Below are 15,511 nucleotides of genomic sequence, written 5' to 3'. Positions count from 1 at the left end.
ACAGAAAGATCGGCGGTAGAGCCGCGATTACGATACGTTGTCTGTCTGAACAGACAAGGGGGTTACCCTTCTTTCTGTAAAACCTTCGGTTCTTCTTTCTTTTTCCGAGGATCCTTGAACTTGAATATTTTGTCCAATAAACGGAATACATGTTTGGATTCTTTGGTTAATAAAGGACCCAGAATGGCCAGAATTAGGACATAGAGCGCGGCAAACGGTTGAATCATTGGCAACAGTCCCCCGGCTTTACCCATGTTGGCCAATATGATGGAAAATTCACCCCGTGACACAATGGTTAATCCAATATTCGCCGATGCTTTGGGCGATAGTCCTGCACTGCGTCCGGCCATCATACCTGCCAGGAAGTTACCGAACAATGTAATAACAACTGCAATCAGAGCTAACCATACGGCTTCGCCACCCAAGGACAACGGATCAATGGACAATCCAAAGCTGAAGAAGAAGATTGCTCCGAAGAAGTCACGGAACGGTAGAATCAAGTGCTCAATCCGTTTTGCGTGTTCTGTTTCAGCAAGCACCAGACCAACCAGTAATGCACCAATCGCTTCGGCAACATGAATGGTTTCAGAGAAGCCGGCTACCAGGAACAAGGCTCCGAATACAACGAGAGAGAATAGCTCATTCGATCGAATTTTAAGCAATTTGTTTAGTAGCGGTGTTGCTTTGCGTCCAAGGATAATCACGATAAGCATGAATCCGAGAGCAATAAGTGCGGACATGATGACGCCTCCGATGGAGGATGAATCACTAAGCACAAGTCCGGACAAGATCGAGATATATACAGCGAGGAATACATCTTCGAACATAATAATACCCAATATCATCTCTGTTTCCGGATTGGCCGTTCGTTTCAAATCCACGAGTACCTTGGCCACGATGGCACTGGAAGAGATGGTAGTTATACCTGCGATAATAAGTGCTTCTGCAACTGGGAAACCGGACATAAAACCGAATATTAATCCCAGCGTAAAGTTAATGCCGATGTAGATCGAGCCGCCAACTGCAATAGAGCGACCCGATTTAATTAAACGACCTACCGAGAATTCAAGTCCAAGGTAGAAGAGAAGGAACAGGATACCGATCCGGCCCATAAATTCAATAAAAGGCTGACTCTCAATAAAGCGGAAGTCCAGATGCCAGATTTTCATAGCATGTGGCCCAACAGCCATCCCGATCAGAATATAAAACGGAACGACCGAAAATCTTAGTTTTGCCGATAAAAGGCCGGCTGCCGCAATGAGCACAAGGGCCAGACCTACTTCGAATATCAAATGATCCATCTATTTACCCCCTTCCAGTCAGGAGGAGGGATTTAAACAGTTTCTGCTGATTGCGTTCGCCAACGGCTACTACCGTAGACTCTGCACTAATCACGACCTCCGGACCGGGGCTGATATGTTTTTTGTGATTCTTCTCTACAACGGCAATAACCGTTGCCCCTGAGTTTTGACGTACGTCCAGTTCACCAATAGATTTACCGATACATCCGTAGGATGGCTCAATTTTGTACCATTCAATAATCAGATCGTCAAACGTTACTTCAATATTTTCAAGCTGCTTTGGTTTATAGGTCAATCCACCAACGATGGCAGCAATCTGTCTTGCTTCATAGTCATCCAGCGTAATCATGGAGATGCTTTGGTCTGGATCATCGTACTCAAAATGGTACATTTCCCGGCGACCGTCATCGTGAATAATGACAATAATTTTATCTCCACTGCTCGTTTCAATCTGGAATTTCTTGCCGATTCCCGGCAAATCTGTTTCGCGTACATCCATGGATAGTATGCCTCCTTATATTGAAGGCTGGCCACAGAAGACAGGCTTATTTCCCGAAAATAGAATGAACTGTTGCGCTTAGGAACATTAAATGATGCGGGTAAACAGAGCCAGGGACTCCTGACACACAGCCTTGTGTTGTGAATTTTTAATGAAAATGGGGATAACAAAATAGACGTTAACAAATAGGTGTTGCCAAATAAAACTGATCGATATCTAACATTTGCTAAAAGGGCTAAAAGTTATGCACAAGCACACCGTCTCACAGACAGAGGTGTCTCCATGCAAAGCAACCTAAATTACGGTGTAACGGCTAGCTAAGAGCGTTCACGTAAATTGGTGCTATAGGGGTGGGAGATACATACATACTGGTGAATTTGATGGGTAGCAGAAATAATCTGCGTTTAAACAGACAAATCAACGGTTTAAAGGGCAGACGCGGTGTAGGAATTCGCAGCATTAGCAACAAAGCGAGCACAAGAAAGACAGGTTTGTTATGCGTGACCGCAATCAACTTCGACATGACTTGTGGGTACTTGCGAATGGCAGGTTTCTGCTGAGACTCCAATGTGTGGACAAGCACTTCCTTGTTGGAAGTCGTCTCAACGGTTACCTCGACAGCGGATTCCGACTGCATCGGAATAGGGAAGGACAACGCTTGGAATACACACAAAATGATAATAAAAGCGTAACGGAGTATTCTTGGTTGTTGTCTCATTTTGGCTTCCCCCCTTTTCCGTGAAACATACTGTTATAAAAATAATAACACATTTTTGTCTTAACTCCAAACAGATTGATAATATACTGAGAAATCATGACACGCTTTCCATCAATCCGCTTCGTATATCCCTATGGGCCTTGCCATATACTTTGAACAGGAAGGAAAGGAGTGATTCTTATGGAACTGTTCGCCGTATGGACCGATGTATCAGGGCAGGAGGAAGCAGATCAATTTTATCGTTGTGTGAAGGAAAAAACCAAAGGTTTACATATAAGTAAAAGAGGATTTCGGCTCACCTTCAAACATATTGACGGAAGAGCGGCCTGGGTGTGTAAAGGAAATGAGAATCACGCTGACTTCCAGCAGTGGCTGCCTCAGATCAGTGATTTGCTTGCCAATGGACTTGCAGATTTCATTATGGATACGCGTGAACGTATTATGGTGGAAGAGATGATCTCAAAGGCCTGCTCAGTCATGGATGAACATGAGGTGGAGAAGGTAAACCGGATATGCATGCCTTTATTATTCAATGGTGACTTGGATCAGCCAGGCCTGCGCGAGCGTCGCCGTAACACTTTGGCCAATGGATTGAAGCAGGATTTGGAAGAGGTGCATTTTTTTCATCTTGAGGGCATTCTTAATTTCCGGATTCGGCCATATAAGCAGGAACTTCATGAGCTGGTAGAATATGCGCTGGATGAATTCTGGATGGATCGTCAATATGAAGAGTTTATGGGGCTGCTCAAATATTTTGTGTTCTTTCAGGAGGCGAAAGTACCTCTTGTGCATTTGATACACAAAGGATTACATGAATTTCAAGTATTGGATGCTGCGCTTAATGTGCTGCCCGTACAAAAGGATGAACAGGTCGTCGTGGAGATGCCAGGACTTGAATTGGAAATGGATATCGAAGATATGATCGTGAGTACGCTGATCTCCATCTCACCTGAAAAGGTTATGCTGCATACACGCACTCCAGATCTGCCTATTATCTCTACGATCCGTCAGATTTTTGAAGACAAGGTGCAATTATGCCATCATTGTCCTGAGTGTGAAGTACTGCGCTCCGGATTGTTGACAGGTCTTGACGCAAGTGATATCGGCAATTATAATAACTGTTGATCCATGATTTATTTGAGTTGTTATGGAACAATAAACAAAAGCGTTGACAAAGACAAGAGCCATACGCACGGTCGGTGCAGAGAGAGGGAACCAGGCTGAAATTTCCTCCGGATGCCACGTTTGGTTTACCCCTTTGGAGCTGCAGTTTTGAAAGTGGATATAAATATTGCCTCTATAATACAGGTAGTCATCCATGAGTAAGGATATGCCGGGTCATGCCCGTTACCGTCATGCCAATGAGGGCTGTACTTCCAATATGGATGAAGCAGCTGAATTAGGGTGGAACCACGAGAGTATACAACACTCGTCCCTTTGCCGGGACGGGTGTTTTTTGCGTTCCTTTGCAAAAATCGCAGGAACAGCAATAGATTATCCATCCATGAAATACATGGACAGAGGTTGAATTTACAGGAGGAATGAGACAAATGGCAGTTAACATTAAACTACCCGATGGTTCAGTTCGTGAGTATGCCGACGGAAGCAGCATTGAAGATGTGGCAGCTTCGATCAGCAGCGGACTTCGCAAAAATGCCGTAGCCGGCAAACTGGATGGAATCGTAGTGGACTTGTCCACAACACTTCATGAGGGAGCATTGGTGGAGATCGTAACACTGGATTCATCAGAAGGTCTGGAAGTGATGCGTCACAGTACAGCTCACTTGCTCGCTCAAGCTGTGAAGCGTTTATATGGAAACAAAGAGGTACATCTTGGCGTTGGTCCTGTCATTGAAGATGGTTTCTACTATGATATGGATCTGGAGCAACCGCTCAATCCCGAAGATCTACAAAAGATCGAGAAGGAAATGGAACGTATTGTTAATGAGAACTTGCCAATTGTACGTAAGGAAGTTAGCCGCGAGGAAGCGATCAAAATCTTCGAAGAAGTGGGCGATCCTTACAAGCTCGAATTGATTCGTGACTTACCAGAAGACAGTGTTATCACTATTTATGAGCAAGGTGAATTCTTCGACTTGTGTCGTGGACCACACGTACCATCCACCAGCAAAATCAAAGTATTCAAACTGATGAATGTTGCCGGTGCTTACTGGCGTGGAGATAGCAAAAACAAAATGCTGCAACGTATTTACGGTACAGCTTTTGTGAAAAAAGCACAGCTTGATGAGCATTTGCACTTCCTGGAAGAAGCACGTAAACGGGATCACCGTAAATTGGGTAAGGAACTCGAAATCTTCACATTCTCCCAACTGGTTGGACAAGGCCTGCCAATCTGGTTGCCTAACGGTGCGAAGCTACGCCGGACGTTGGAGCGTTATATCGTGGATCTGGAAGAGAGCCTCGGATATCAGCATGTATACACACCGGTGCTTGGTAACGTTGAGTTGTACAAAACATCCGGACACTGGGAGCACTATCAGGAAGACATGTTCCCTAAAATGGTTATGGACAATGAGGAACTCGTTCTTCGTCCAATGAACTGTCCTCACCACATGATGGTGTACAAGTCCAGCATGCACAGCTACCGTGATCTGCCGATCCGGATTGCTGAGCTTGGCATGATGCATCGTTACGAAATGTCGGGCGCGTTGACAGGTCTGCACCGTGTACGTGCGATGACACTGAACGATTCTCACATATTCGCACGCCCGGATCAGATCAAGGAAGAATTTGCTCGTGTTATTGAGCTAATTCAAACGGTTTATAAAGATTTCGGCATTCACGAATATCGTTTCCGTTTGTCCTACCGCGATCCTCAGGATACCGAGAAATATTTCCAGAACGACGAGATGTGGGAGATGTCCCAACGCATGCTGCGTGAAGTTGTGGAAGAACTTAACCTTCCATTCTATGAAGCAGAAGGCGAAGCGGCATTCTATGGCCCAAAACTGGACGTTCAGATCAAGACAGCACTGGGCAAAGAAGAGACCTTGTCTACCGTTCAATTGGACTTCCTCTTGCCAGAGCGGTTTGAGCTTGAATATGTGGGAGATGATGGGCAGAAACATCGTCCGGTCGTTATCCACCGCGGTGTAATCAGTACGATGGAGCGTTTCACTGCATTCTTGCTGGAGAACTTTGCAGGGGCTCTGCCGCTGTGGTTGTCTCCTGTACAGGCGAAGGTTATTCCGGTATCCGGCAACTTCGATGACTATGCACGTGAAGTGGAAGCGAAGTTGAAACGTGCAGGTATTTCTGCTGAAGCGGATCTGCGTAACGAGAAGCTTGGTTATAAAATCCGTGAAGCACAGCTTGAGAAAATGCCTTACATGTTCGTCGTTGGTGAAAATGAACGTAATGCAGAGGGTGTATCTGTGCGGAAACGTGGAGAAGGCGATCTCGGCATGAAACCTGTGGACGAAATTGTAGCCCAACTTAAAGAAGAGATTGCAACAAGACTGGTGTAATCCTGAATTGTGGCTTCTATAATAGAAAACCGTTTGAATCATATTGGAGTAAAATCCAATGGTTCGGACGGTTTTTTGTTGTTTTAAGGTTTTCTGGACATCAAGTTTAAAAGCCTTAATAGGTGAAAAGTATAGAATTTTTTCATTTTGGAAAACCTTTGCAGTAAGGGGGAGGTTCTATAATGAAAAAGCAATTCTTAATTCAAAAGAAAAACATAAGGTTCATCATCTCTTGCTGTGTTGTGCTCTCTGGAATAGTCTTGGGCTGGAATCAGGCAGAAGCATATACCTTTGAAGAGGAAAATGAAGTCATGTATGTGGAGAATCGGCACAGCGAAACTTCAGATGAGCTTAAGGGCATACAGCCAGAAACGGCAGTGTATGAATACAGTGATCAGGCTCAACTTACAACCTTGGTATATATGGGCTTTTTATGGTCACCGCAGCCTATTGTCATTCCGCGACCGGAAATTCCAGAGAAGCACATCGCAGTTGACCCGTCCATGCCGGTGCTCGCTCCGCGAACAGAACAGGTGTTGGATACGCATAAGGTGACGGCTACGGGATACACTGCAGGGGTGGAATCAACCGGAAAAGGTCCAAAACATCCTCAATACGGAATCACGTATTCCGGTGTAAAGGTGCGCCGTGATAAAGAAACGGTATCAACGATTGCAGCTGATCCAAAGCTGTTTCCGCTGGGCTCCATTTTATATATTCCCGGTTACGGTTACGGCATCGTTGCTGATACGGGCTCGGCAATCAAGGGCAATAAAATTGATCTTTATTTCCCTACAACAAAGCAAGTGTATAAAGAATGGGGCAAAAAGGACGTCGAAGTACAGGTGATCAAACAAGGTGCCGGAAAATGTACTGAAAAAATGCTGGAAGAGTTATCCGAAGCCATCGATGTGTACAAATCCGTACCGGATGCATGGCTGGACAAGGCTGTTTAATGATGAATTTTAATACATGAATAACGTACGCTCACTCTTCACATAATACTCTCTGGGGACAAACCCCGCGTTGCAGACATGCAATGTAAATATGAAGAGAGAGGTGATCGTTGTGGCTAAGAAATCCCAAGGATTCCAAACACCAAACGAGAAGTACAATGAGGAGTTTGGACAAGAAAATGTAGCAAGCAAAGTAAAACAATCCGAGCAAAACAAAGTACAGGAAAATTTCAAAACACCTGATGAAAAATTCAATGCTGAATTTGGTGTGGAAAACACAGGTCAAACAGGGCAAACAAGCCAAGTCGGCAAAGCAGGAAAATTTCAAAAATAAATAAAGTTTCAGCACCCTGGACATTAGCTCCAGGGTGTTTTTAATATTTTACATAAATATCCTTCCGTCTCCGTCTGGAGACCGAGATCAATTCCATCTGCCGCCGCTGTTAACCAAACCTTGTCTGATGTAAACTGGATACAGAATACAGACAAAGGAGACATGAGCGATGAAACGATCTACGCGTGACCGTTGGTGGGTTGGCATTCCTCTTATTGCGATTGGCGCAATAATTTTGTTCAGGCAATTGGGCTATGACATAGATATAGGGTACATGTTCAGAACATATTGGCCGTTATTTTTGATTTGGTGGGGTGTAAAAGGTATAACCGAAATTCGGCGCAATGGGAGTCATGCATTGATTGGACCCGCCATTGTACTGGCGATTGGTGGATACTTCTTGGCACGCAATCTGGGGTGGATTGATTACTCCATGGGTGAGTTCATTCGCTACCTAATTCCGGTAATGCTGATTGGTGGGGGATTGTTTGTTCTGATCGGACCCCGTCGTCGTGACCGGAAACACCATGACCAAGTGACACCGCCTCCTCCACCGGAGCCACCTTATAAGCCATTGTCCCCTGAGGACCTGGAAATGCCGTCTTCGTTTGACGAACAGTTCGAGAAAACATTTGGCAAACCGGAACAGGAACAAAAGAATGATTCACATGGCTCATTTTATACAGATAAAGAAGACCCTAAAACACACGGACATCAACACCATCATAAACATCAACATCATCATCACAAGCATAAAGGTTACGGTTCAAATAAAAAGGCATATGAAACATTTGATGACGATGACCACTATGATGATGATCCGAATTATTATGGTGGCCATGGGAATACGATTAACAAATCGGCATTTATCGGTGATATGTATATGGGACAGGAAGTGTTCTCCCTGAAACCGATGAACATTTCGGCATTTATTGGCGATACGGTGATTGATTTGACGAAGGCACAAATACCTTATGGTGAGACGAAGATTAACATTTCCTCTTTTATCGGGGATGTGAAAGTATTTGTTCCGGAAGATATGGATCTCGGTGTGACTGTGACGACGAACTCCTTTATTGGAGACATGTCGCTGTTAAATCAAAAACGGGGCGGATTCCTAAGCAGTGCTCAGGCTGAAACGGCGCATTATCGCGAAGCAGGAAAAAAAGTACGGATTGTCGTTAGTGTGTTTATTGGAGATGTCAAAGTGAACAAGGTGGGTTAACGCATGATTCGAACGATTCTCAAAGCAAATAAGTGGGAACTGATGATGTATTTTGCGCTGACCGGACTCATTACTTTGGGCGGGTTTTACTTGCTGTACGGGGAAGTGCTGATGGGAACAGGGCGTCAGCGTGCGTGGACCTATGTTGCTGTTGTGCTCCTGGCTACCGTAATCACGGGCTACATTGCCGCCTTACGGCTTCAACGCAAGATTGATCTTCTGGATCTCAACATGCTGAAAGTGTCCAAGGGCAATCTCGCTGTTCGTATGCCTGAGGCAGATGATGCCTCCTTTGGGCGGGTATATCAGGAATTCAATGTCATGATGGATTCGATTGAGAAAAAAATGAGGTTGCTTCAGCGGCTTGGTGAGCAGGAAGTCATTGAAAAGGAACAGGCATCTGAACGTGCTGTAATTGAAGAGCGTAAACGGATGGCAAGAGATTTGCATGATACGGTCAGCCAGCAGCTTTTCGCCATGCATATGTCGGCTTCCTCCTTACCACGTCTGCTGGAGATGAATCCCGAGCATGGCAGCAAAGTGCTGGATCAACTTATTCAGATGTCGCATATTGCCCAGCGGCAGATGCGTGGGCTTATCGCTCAGCTTCGCCCAGTGGAGTTGGAGGGAAGAAATCTTGGAGAAGCGCTGGATAGCTGGTTCCCGGATTATTGCAGGCAGAATGGTTTAAAAGGAGTGAAAGAGCTGGAACTGGATGGCGGAATTTCCGATGCCATCGAGCACCAGCTGTTTCTTGTTATTCAGGAAGCGGTCGCTAATGTGGTCAAACATGCGGAAGCGGGTCTGGTCAGTCTATCCATACGAGAGAGTGAACATCAGATCAGCATGAGCATTAGCGATGATGGTCAAGGGTTTTTACAGCAAGCAGAACGGCCTGGTTCATACGGATTATCAACGATGCGTGAACGGGCAGAGAAGCTTGGGGGTCAGGTTCAGATTATATCGAAGCCGGGAGCGGGGACGACGGTGCGGGTATTTATCCCGAAATTCCCGAAAGAATCAGAGGGGGAAACGGAATGAGCGTGAAAGTGAATGTAATGATTGTAGATGATCATGATATGGTGCGAATGGGGTTGAAAACGTATCTTATGTTGGAACCCACATTTCATGTGATGGGGGAAGCAAGTAACGGACAGGATGCATTGAATAAACTTCGCAAGCTGGGAGAAAACGAACTGCCTGACCTGATTCTTATGGACTTGATGATGCCGGTGATGAATGGTGCGGAAGCGACTCAAGCAATCATGACTGAATTTCCGGGGACGAAAATTGTAATGCTGACCAGTTTTCTGGAGGATGACCTTGTGGTACAAGCGATTGAAGCCGGAGCAGTCAGTTATGTGCTGAAGACGGTATCTGCTGAAGAGTTAATCTATGCTCTGCAAGGAGCATACCGAGGTATGCCTGTAATGACAGGCGACGTATCACAGGCATTGACCCGTGGTATCAGGCAGCGCACAGCAAGAGAGAACGAATCCGGCTTGACGGAACGGGAAAAAGAAGTGCTTTTGCTGATTGCAGAGGGCAAGACCAATAAGGACATCGGGGAAGAACTACATATTAGTATCAAAACCGTCAAAACCCATGTGAGCAATCTGCTGATGAAATGTGAAATGGACGATCGGACACAGCTGGCAATCTACGCTCATCGTCAGGGTTGGGTGAAGAATAAGGGTTAGAATGCAGATTTGGCGGGAAAAATGTTCTATAACAGCGTGCTTTTATCTCCTTTTTAATTGTTTTTAAGGTACGGTTAAGGTTTAAAGTACAAAATAAGGACAGTTAAAGAATATCTCTTGTGAAGAAGAGATTGGGAGGTAGAGAGGCATGGACGAACGTAATTACAGAGCGAACCGTCAAGACGAGGAAAATGAAACTAAACAAGCGGAGAATCGCAATTCATCCGGGACGGACGATTCCTCCTATTATTATTCTTATGGACCTTTTCAGTCCGTGAATCAGGAAGATACAGCAAGTCATAATGGGGAACTTAATCAACGTGAAGAAGGAAATGTAGAGATTACAAGACCTGACCCCGTGAAGCCCGTACCTACTTACTACAGTAATTACAGTAACGAATCATCTGATCAAGCCAATACGTCCTCCAGAGGCGGCGGCAATGGTTCAGGTGGCAACGGAGGAGATCAGGGGAACGGCGGCAAGAACAATGGCAATTGGAATTATAATAACCGTCGGCCGCGTTCTTCCGTAAGATCGCTCCTGTTCTCTTTCATCGCCGGGATGCTGGTCATTACAGTGCTGATGTACACAGCGGACAGAACAAACATGTTTACACCACAGGAAGCGCTGACAAGTGCAGAAAATGAAAGCTCCAGTCAGTCATCTTCTCCTACCAATACAGGTAGCAGCAATAACGTAACAGCGTCACTACTGCCAACGGGCAAAGAGGATGTATCCTCAGTAGTAACGAGTACAAGTCCGGCTGTCGTCAAAATCGAAACACTTGCCAAGCAGTCTACACGCAGCAACAGCCAGGGTGGTTCGACGATGAGTGATCCATTGTACCAATACTTCTTTGGTAATGGAAGCAATGGCGGAACAGATAGCTACCAAGGCCAAAATCAGCAGCAACAGCAACAAAGCAGCAATCAATTGGTTCCACTCGGCATTGGTTCCGGATTTATTTTTGACAAAGAAGGTTACATCCTGACGAACCAACACGTGGTTCAAGGTGCAGATGTGATTCAGGTAACGCTGGAGAACAACAGCAAACCGTATGAAGCGAAATTGCTGGGAAGCAGCTTTGACCTTGACCTTGCTGTATTGAAAATCGAGAAAAACAGCGGCGATGATGCTTTCCCTGTCGCTCCACTGGGTGATTCCAACAGCACACAAGTGGGTGAATGGCTTGTAGCTATTGGTAACCCGGAAGGATTTGAACACACAGTCACTGCAGGTGTATTGAGTGCAAAAGAACGTACGATCAGCATTCCGGACGAAGAAACAGGCAAAACCCGTGAGTACAGCCACTTGTTACAAACGGATGCTTCCATCAATCCTGGTAACTCCGGTGGACCATTGCTTAACCTGAATGGTGAAGTCATTGGTATGAACGTTGCGGTTAGCGCGGATGCACAGGGTATTGGGTTTGCCATTCCTTCGAGTGTAATCTCGGATGCGGTTAAATATCTGAAAGAAAACAAAGAAGTTCCCAAAGAGCCCGTACCGTTCATTGGTGCATCTCTGATGGCCCTCACACCTGAAGTGGCTAAACAGATGGGAACGGACATCACTGAAGGTTCAGTTGTAGCCAGCACGATTTATCAATCCCCTGCTTACCAAGCAGACCTGCGTGCTTATGACATCATCACAGGTGCCAATGGTACAGCGTACAACACCAGTCAGGATTTGATTGATTTCATTAAGAAACAGGAAATCGGCAGTGAAGTGACACTGAATGTTGTTCGGGACGGCAAAAAAATGGATGTAAAAATCAAAATCGGCAACAAAAATGATTACGATACTACACAAACGACGGATCAACAACAACAGCAACAACAACCATAAAGCCGAAACATGGGTTATAGAATAAGGTTTAGAAGAGCGGAAGGGTTCGAGGGCCCTTTCGCTTTTTTTGCACTATATACGTTTCTACTCCATTAAGGTCTGACTCGCAAAGCAACAAGGTGTTTGGAAAGATGCAGATTGCGCTTTTGGCTGTTACAATAAGATTAAAAACGTTAAGGGATAAAGGAGAAAGACCATGCGCTCAACTATTCTGATTGTTGATGATGATGAAAAAATTGTGTCCATGCTTCGGCGGGGACTTGCTTTTGAAGGATATGATGTACAGACAGCTTCGAATGGGGCGGAGGGCCTCAGTAAGCTGATGGATAAAGAGCCGGATATCGTGGTTCTTGATGTCATGATGCCGCAAATTGACGGGTTTGAAGTATGCCGTAGACTCAGAGAAGCGGGGAGCAAAGTGCCCGTGCTAATGCTCACTGCCAAAGATGAAGTACAGAGCCGGGTAATCGGGCTGGATACAGGTGCAGATGATTATCTCGTGAAGCCGTTTGCGCTTGAAGAACTGTTGGCTCGTGTTCGTGCCTTATTGCGTCGTAAAGCGGATATAGCAGACACGCCTGATAATCGACTAATGTATGAGGATATTATTCTGGATAATGATTCTCGTGAGGTGTTGCGTGACGGTCAGCGTCTGGAACTGACTGCCAAGGAGTTCGAATTGCTGAATCTGTTCATGCAAAATCCGAAACGTGTGCTGTCCCGTGATCTGATTATGGATAAAATCTGGGGTTATGATTACAGTGGTGAGTCCAATGTGCTCGAAGTGTATATTGCCATGCTCAGACAAAAAACCGAAGAATACGGCGGCAAACGTTTGATCCAGACCATCCGGGGAGCCGGCTATATTTTGAGAGGTGACTCCTGACATGTCCATTCGGTTAAGATTAACCGCGTGGTATTCTGGCATCTTGGCAGCCGTGCTCATTTTTTGGGGAGTTGTGATCTACGCTTTTGTTTATTTTAATACGTATCAAGAAGTGGAACAGCAACTGAAAGATAAAAGTGAACGAATTACGAATCAGATTGGTGTCAATCCACTTTCACAATCGCTGGACCTGGACCCTTTTACGGAAAGCCAGCTTCAGGAAGCTCAGATATATATCCAGTTGTGGGACTACCAGAGCAGATCTGGTAAAATCTCAGGCAATATGGAGAAACTTCAGATTCAATTTCCCGTTGTGAAATCCAATGAGATCCAGAAAAAGCGTGGAATATCCAAGATCTATGTGAATGGGACCCCTTTCTTGGTGAATCAACAGCCCCTGTCTCTTCAGGGAACCAATGAAATAAGGGGGCTCCTTCAAGTCGGCGCCAATGTTAGTTCCCAGGAACGACTGTTGGAAGCTTTACGAAATATTCTGGTTTTTGGCTGGCTTGTCGCAATGGCGCTTGCCATTACTTCGGGGCTGATTCTGGCTCGCAAATCCATGCGTCCGCTCGTCAATGTGATTGATGCAGCCAATCAGATTCAGTCTGGGGATGACCTTAGTGTGCGTATTCAATATACGGGTCCCATGGATGAGATTGGACGTCTGATTGAAACAGTCAATAATATGCTTGAACGAACAGAGCTGTCATTCAGAGGGCTCGAGGAGACGAATAAAGCTCAGCGCAGATTTGTATCTGATGCCTCGCATGAGCTGCGTACACCGCTGACCACGATCCGTGGAAATGTGGACTTCCTTAAGAAGCTGTGGGATCAGGAGAGCACGGACCGACCGAATCTGGACGAAGAAACGGTTAAACAAATGTCGCTCGAAGCGATAGAGGACATGGCGGATGAAGGAAAACGGATGAGTAGACTGATCAGTGATATGCTGTCTTTGGCCAGAGCCGATACAGGACAGAAAATCGAACTGAATCCGATCCCGTTGCAGATTCTGGTACAGGAAGTGGCTCGCAGGTCGCAATTCCTTGATCATCAGGCAGACTGGCGTCCAGGAGATCTATCAATTCTGAATGGCATATATGTGAACGGCAGCAAGGACTATTTGCAGCAGATGTTGTTTATTTTTATCGAGAATGCCTTTAAGTACACTCCAGATGGTTCGGTTACGCTTGATGCAATACTTTATAAAGGTCAGGTAGGACTACGCATCAGTGATACGGGAATCGGAATGGATCGGGATGAAGTGCCATTTATCTTTGACCGGTTCTATCGGGCGGATGAGTCGCGCGGTGCCACACCAGGTATAGGTCTGGGGCTGTCGATTGCCAAGTGGATTATAGAGGAACACCAAGGGTCTGTTGAGGTTGTAACCAGACGTGGAGAAGGAACGACCTTTATCATTTGGTTGCCGGTTGTCTTTGCTCCGCCTATCGAATAAGGTTATAATAGACAGGACTGCAATTACATCGGCTATCTTTGCCGAGAAAGAAAGCGGGTGGCAACCAAGTGGAAGTACTGCGAATTTCGCCGCGGGGATATTGTTACGGAGTTGTGGATGCGATGGTGCTCGCGCGCCAGGCGGCACGCAATCTGGACCTACCACGGCCTATTTATATATTGGGTATGATTGTGCATAACCAACATGTGACGGACTCTTTTGAAGATGAGGGCATTATTACACTGGACGGACCGAACCGGATTGATATTTTGAGCCAGGTAGAGAGCGGAACAGTGATCTTTACAGCCCATGGTGTATCTCCGGAAGTGCGCAAGATGGCACGTGATAAAGGTTTGACTACAGTGGATGCAACATGTCCGGATGTAACCAAAACCCATGACCTTATTCGGGAGAAGACGGCTGAAGGGTATGACATTATCTATATCGGGAAAAGGAACCATCCAGAGCCGGAAGGTGCGGTTGGTGTTGCACCCGATCATGTTCATCTGATCGAGAAGGAAGAGGAGATTGACGGACTGAACGTACCTCCTGGCAAAATCCTTATCACAAATCAGACAACGATGAGTCAATGGGACATCAAACACATTATGAGCCGTCTTCTGGAGAAGTATCCAGGCGCAGAGATTCATAATGAGATATGCTTGGCTACCCAAGTCCGTCAGGAAGCTGTAGCGGAACAGGCAGGGCAGGCAGATCTGGTCATTGTTGTAGGTGATCCTCGCAGTAATAACTCCAACCGCCTTGCACAAGTATCGGAGGAAATTGCGGGTGTAACGGCATATCGTGTATCAGATGTGGCTGAGATACAGCAGGAATGGCTAAAAGGTGTGAATAAGGTGGCGGTTACTTCAGGCGCTTCTACGCCAACTCCGATCACGAAGGAAGTCATCCTGTATCTGGAGCAGTATGAACATGACAAGCCGGAAACATGGGAAATCAAACGTACGGTGAATATGAGCAAGCTACTGCCTCCTGTAAGGGAAAAGACTCGTACGACGTAAACAAAACATTAATATAAGAATCTTGCAGCACAGAGCCGAATTCCGGTGACTGACTGTAGGATTCTTTTTTT

The 15,511-nt window shown here is 45.7% G+C and carries 15 protein-coding genes; 12 read left to right on the top strand and 3 right to left on the bottom strand.

Annotated elements, in window-relative coordinates; all coding sequences use genetic code 11:
• Window positions 1-62 precede the first annotated feature (62 nt).
• The 3 genes from G3352_RS20990 to G3352_RS20980 all read right to left on the bottom strand — a co-directional run bounded on the left by G3352_RS20990 (window position 63) and on the right by G3352_RS20980 (window position 2,518).
• The gene (locus G3352_RS20990; RefSeq protein ID WP_076289901.1) at window positions 63-1,301 is read right to left on the bottom strand and encodes a cation:proton antiporter; all 1,239 of its coding nucleotides are present in this window, start codon (window positions 1,299-1,301) and stop codon (window positions 63-65) included.
• A gap of 4 nt (window positions 1,302-1,305) precedes the next feature.
• Window positions 1,306-1,800, bottom strand: coding sequence for a cation:proton antiporter regulatory subunit (locus G3352_RS20985; RefSeq protein ID WP_053780467.1), 495 nt, complete (start codon window positions 1,798-1,800; stop codon window positions 1,306-1,308).
• A gap of 313 nt (window positions 1,801-2,113) precedes the next feature.
• On the bottom strand, window positions 2,114-2,518 hold the full coding sequence (locus tag G3352_RS20980; RefSeq protein ID WP_076289900.1) for a hypothetical protein: 405 nt from the start codon (window positions 2,516-2,518) through the stop codon (window positions 2,114-2,116).
• A gap of 180 nt (window positions 2,519-2,698) precedes the next feature.
• On the opposite strand from G3352_RS20980, the gene G3352_RS20975 reads away from it, so the two are divergent.
• The 12 genes from G3352_RS20975 (at window position 2,699) to G3352_RS20920 (ending at window position 15,440) form a co-directional block, all read left to right on the top strand.
• Window positions 2,699-3,643, top strand: coding sequence for a putative sporulation protein YtxC (locus G3352_RS20975; RefSeq protein WP_163759437.1), 945 nt, complete (start codon window positions 2,699-2,701; stop codon window positions 3,641-3,643).
• 193 nt (window positions 3,644-3,836) lie between these two features.
• Window positions 3,837-4,046, top strand: a complete 210-nt coding sequence (locus tag G3352_RS20970; protein WP_163759434.1) for a hypothetical protein — start codon at window positions 3,837-3,839, stop codon at window positions 4,044-4,046.
• A 22-nt stretch (window positions 4,047-4,068) separates the two neighbouring features.
• Window positions 4,069-6,006 carry a threonine--tRNA ligase gene (gene thrS / locus G3352_RS20965; RefSeq protein WP_163759432.1) on the top strand — a complete coding sequence of 646 codons (1,938 nt, stop codon included), beginning with the start codon at window positions 4,069-4,071 and terminating at the stop codon, window positions 6,004-6,006.
• A 422-nt stretch (window positions 6,007-6,428) separates the two neighbouring features.
• A complete protein-coding gene (locus G3352_RS31465) occupies window positions 6,429-6,962 on the top strand; it encodes a 3D domain-containing protein (RefSeq protein ID WP_413028025.1) in 534 nt (177 codons plus the stop codon).
• Between the two features lie 112 nt (window positions 6,963-7,074).
• Window positions 7,075-7,296 carry a hypothetical protein gene (locus tag G3352_RS20955; RefSeq protein WP_163759431.1) on the top strand — a complete coding sequence of 74 codons (222 nt, stop codon included), beginning with the start codon at window positions 7,075-7,077 and terminating at the stop codon, window positions 7,294-7,296.
• 169 nt (window positions 7,297-7,465) lie between these two features.
• Window positions 7,466-8,521, top strand: coding sequence for a cell wall-active antibiotics response protein LiaF (liaF, locus tag G3352_RS20950; RefSeq protein WP_163759428.1), 1,056 nt, complete (start codon window positions 7,466-7,468; stop codon window positions 8,519-8,521).
• Window positions 8,522-8,524: 3 nt separating this feature from the next.
• Window positions 8,525-9,562, top strand: a complete 1,038-nt coding sequence (locus tag G3352_RS20945) for a HAMP domain-containing sensor histidine kinase (protein ID WP_205524977.1) — start codon at window positions 8,525-8,527, stop codon at window positions 9,560-9,562.
• Window positions 9,559-10,221 (top strand): response regulator, encoded by a 663-nt coding sequence (locus tag G3352_RS20940; protein ID WP_163759426.1) that lies wholly within the window; start codon window positions 9,559-9,561, stop codon window positions 10,219-10,221. The genes G3352_RS20945 and G3352_RS20940 overlap by 4 nt, the downstream gene beginning before the upstream one ends.
• Before the next feature lie 148 nt (window positions 10,222-10,369).
• Window positions 10,370-12,070 (top strand): S1C family serine protease, encoded by a 1,701-nt coding sequence (locus G3352_RS20935; RefSeq protein WP_163759425.1) that lies wholly within the window; start codon window positions 10,370-10,372, stop codon window positions 12,068-12,070.
• A gap of 196 nt (window positions 12,071-12,266) precedes the next feature.
• A complete protein-coding gene (locus tag G3352_RS20930) occupies window positions 12,267-12,956 on the top strand; it encodes a response regulator transcription factor (RefSeq protein ID WP_076289894.1) in 690 nt (229 codons plus the stop codon).
• Between the two features lies 1 nt (window position 12,957).
• Window positions 12,958-14,418 carry a sensor histidine kinase gene (locus G3352_RS20925; protein ID WP_076289893.1) on the top strand — a complete coding sequence of 487 codons (1,461 nt, stop codon included), beginning with the start codon at window positions 12,958-12,960 and terminating at the stop codon, window positions 14,416-14,418.
• Between the two features lie 68 nt (window positions 14,419-14,486).
• Window positions 14,487-15,440 (top strand): 4-hydroxy-3-methylbut-2-enyl diphosphate reductase, encoded by a 954-nt coding sequence (locus tag G3352_RS20920; protein WP_163759640.1) that lies wholly within the window; start codon window positions 14,487-14,489, stop codon window positions 15,438-15,440.
• The last annotated feature ends 71 nt before the right edge of the window (window positions 15,441-15,511 follow it).

This window comes from Paenibacillus sp. ALJ109b (assembly GCF_010747435.1).
Lineage (GTDB): Bacteria > Bacillota > Bacilli > Paenibacillales > Paenibacillaceae > Paenibacillus > Paenibacillus taichungensis.
This window is presented reverse-complemented; position numbering and strand designations above follow the sequence as displayed.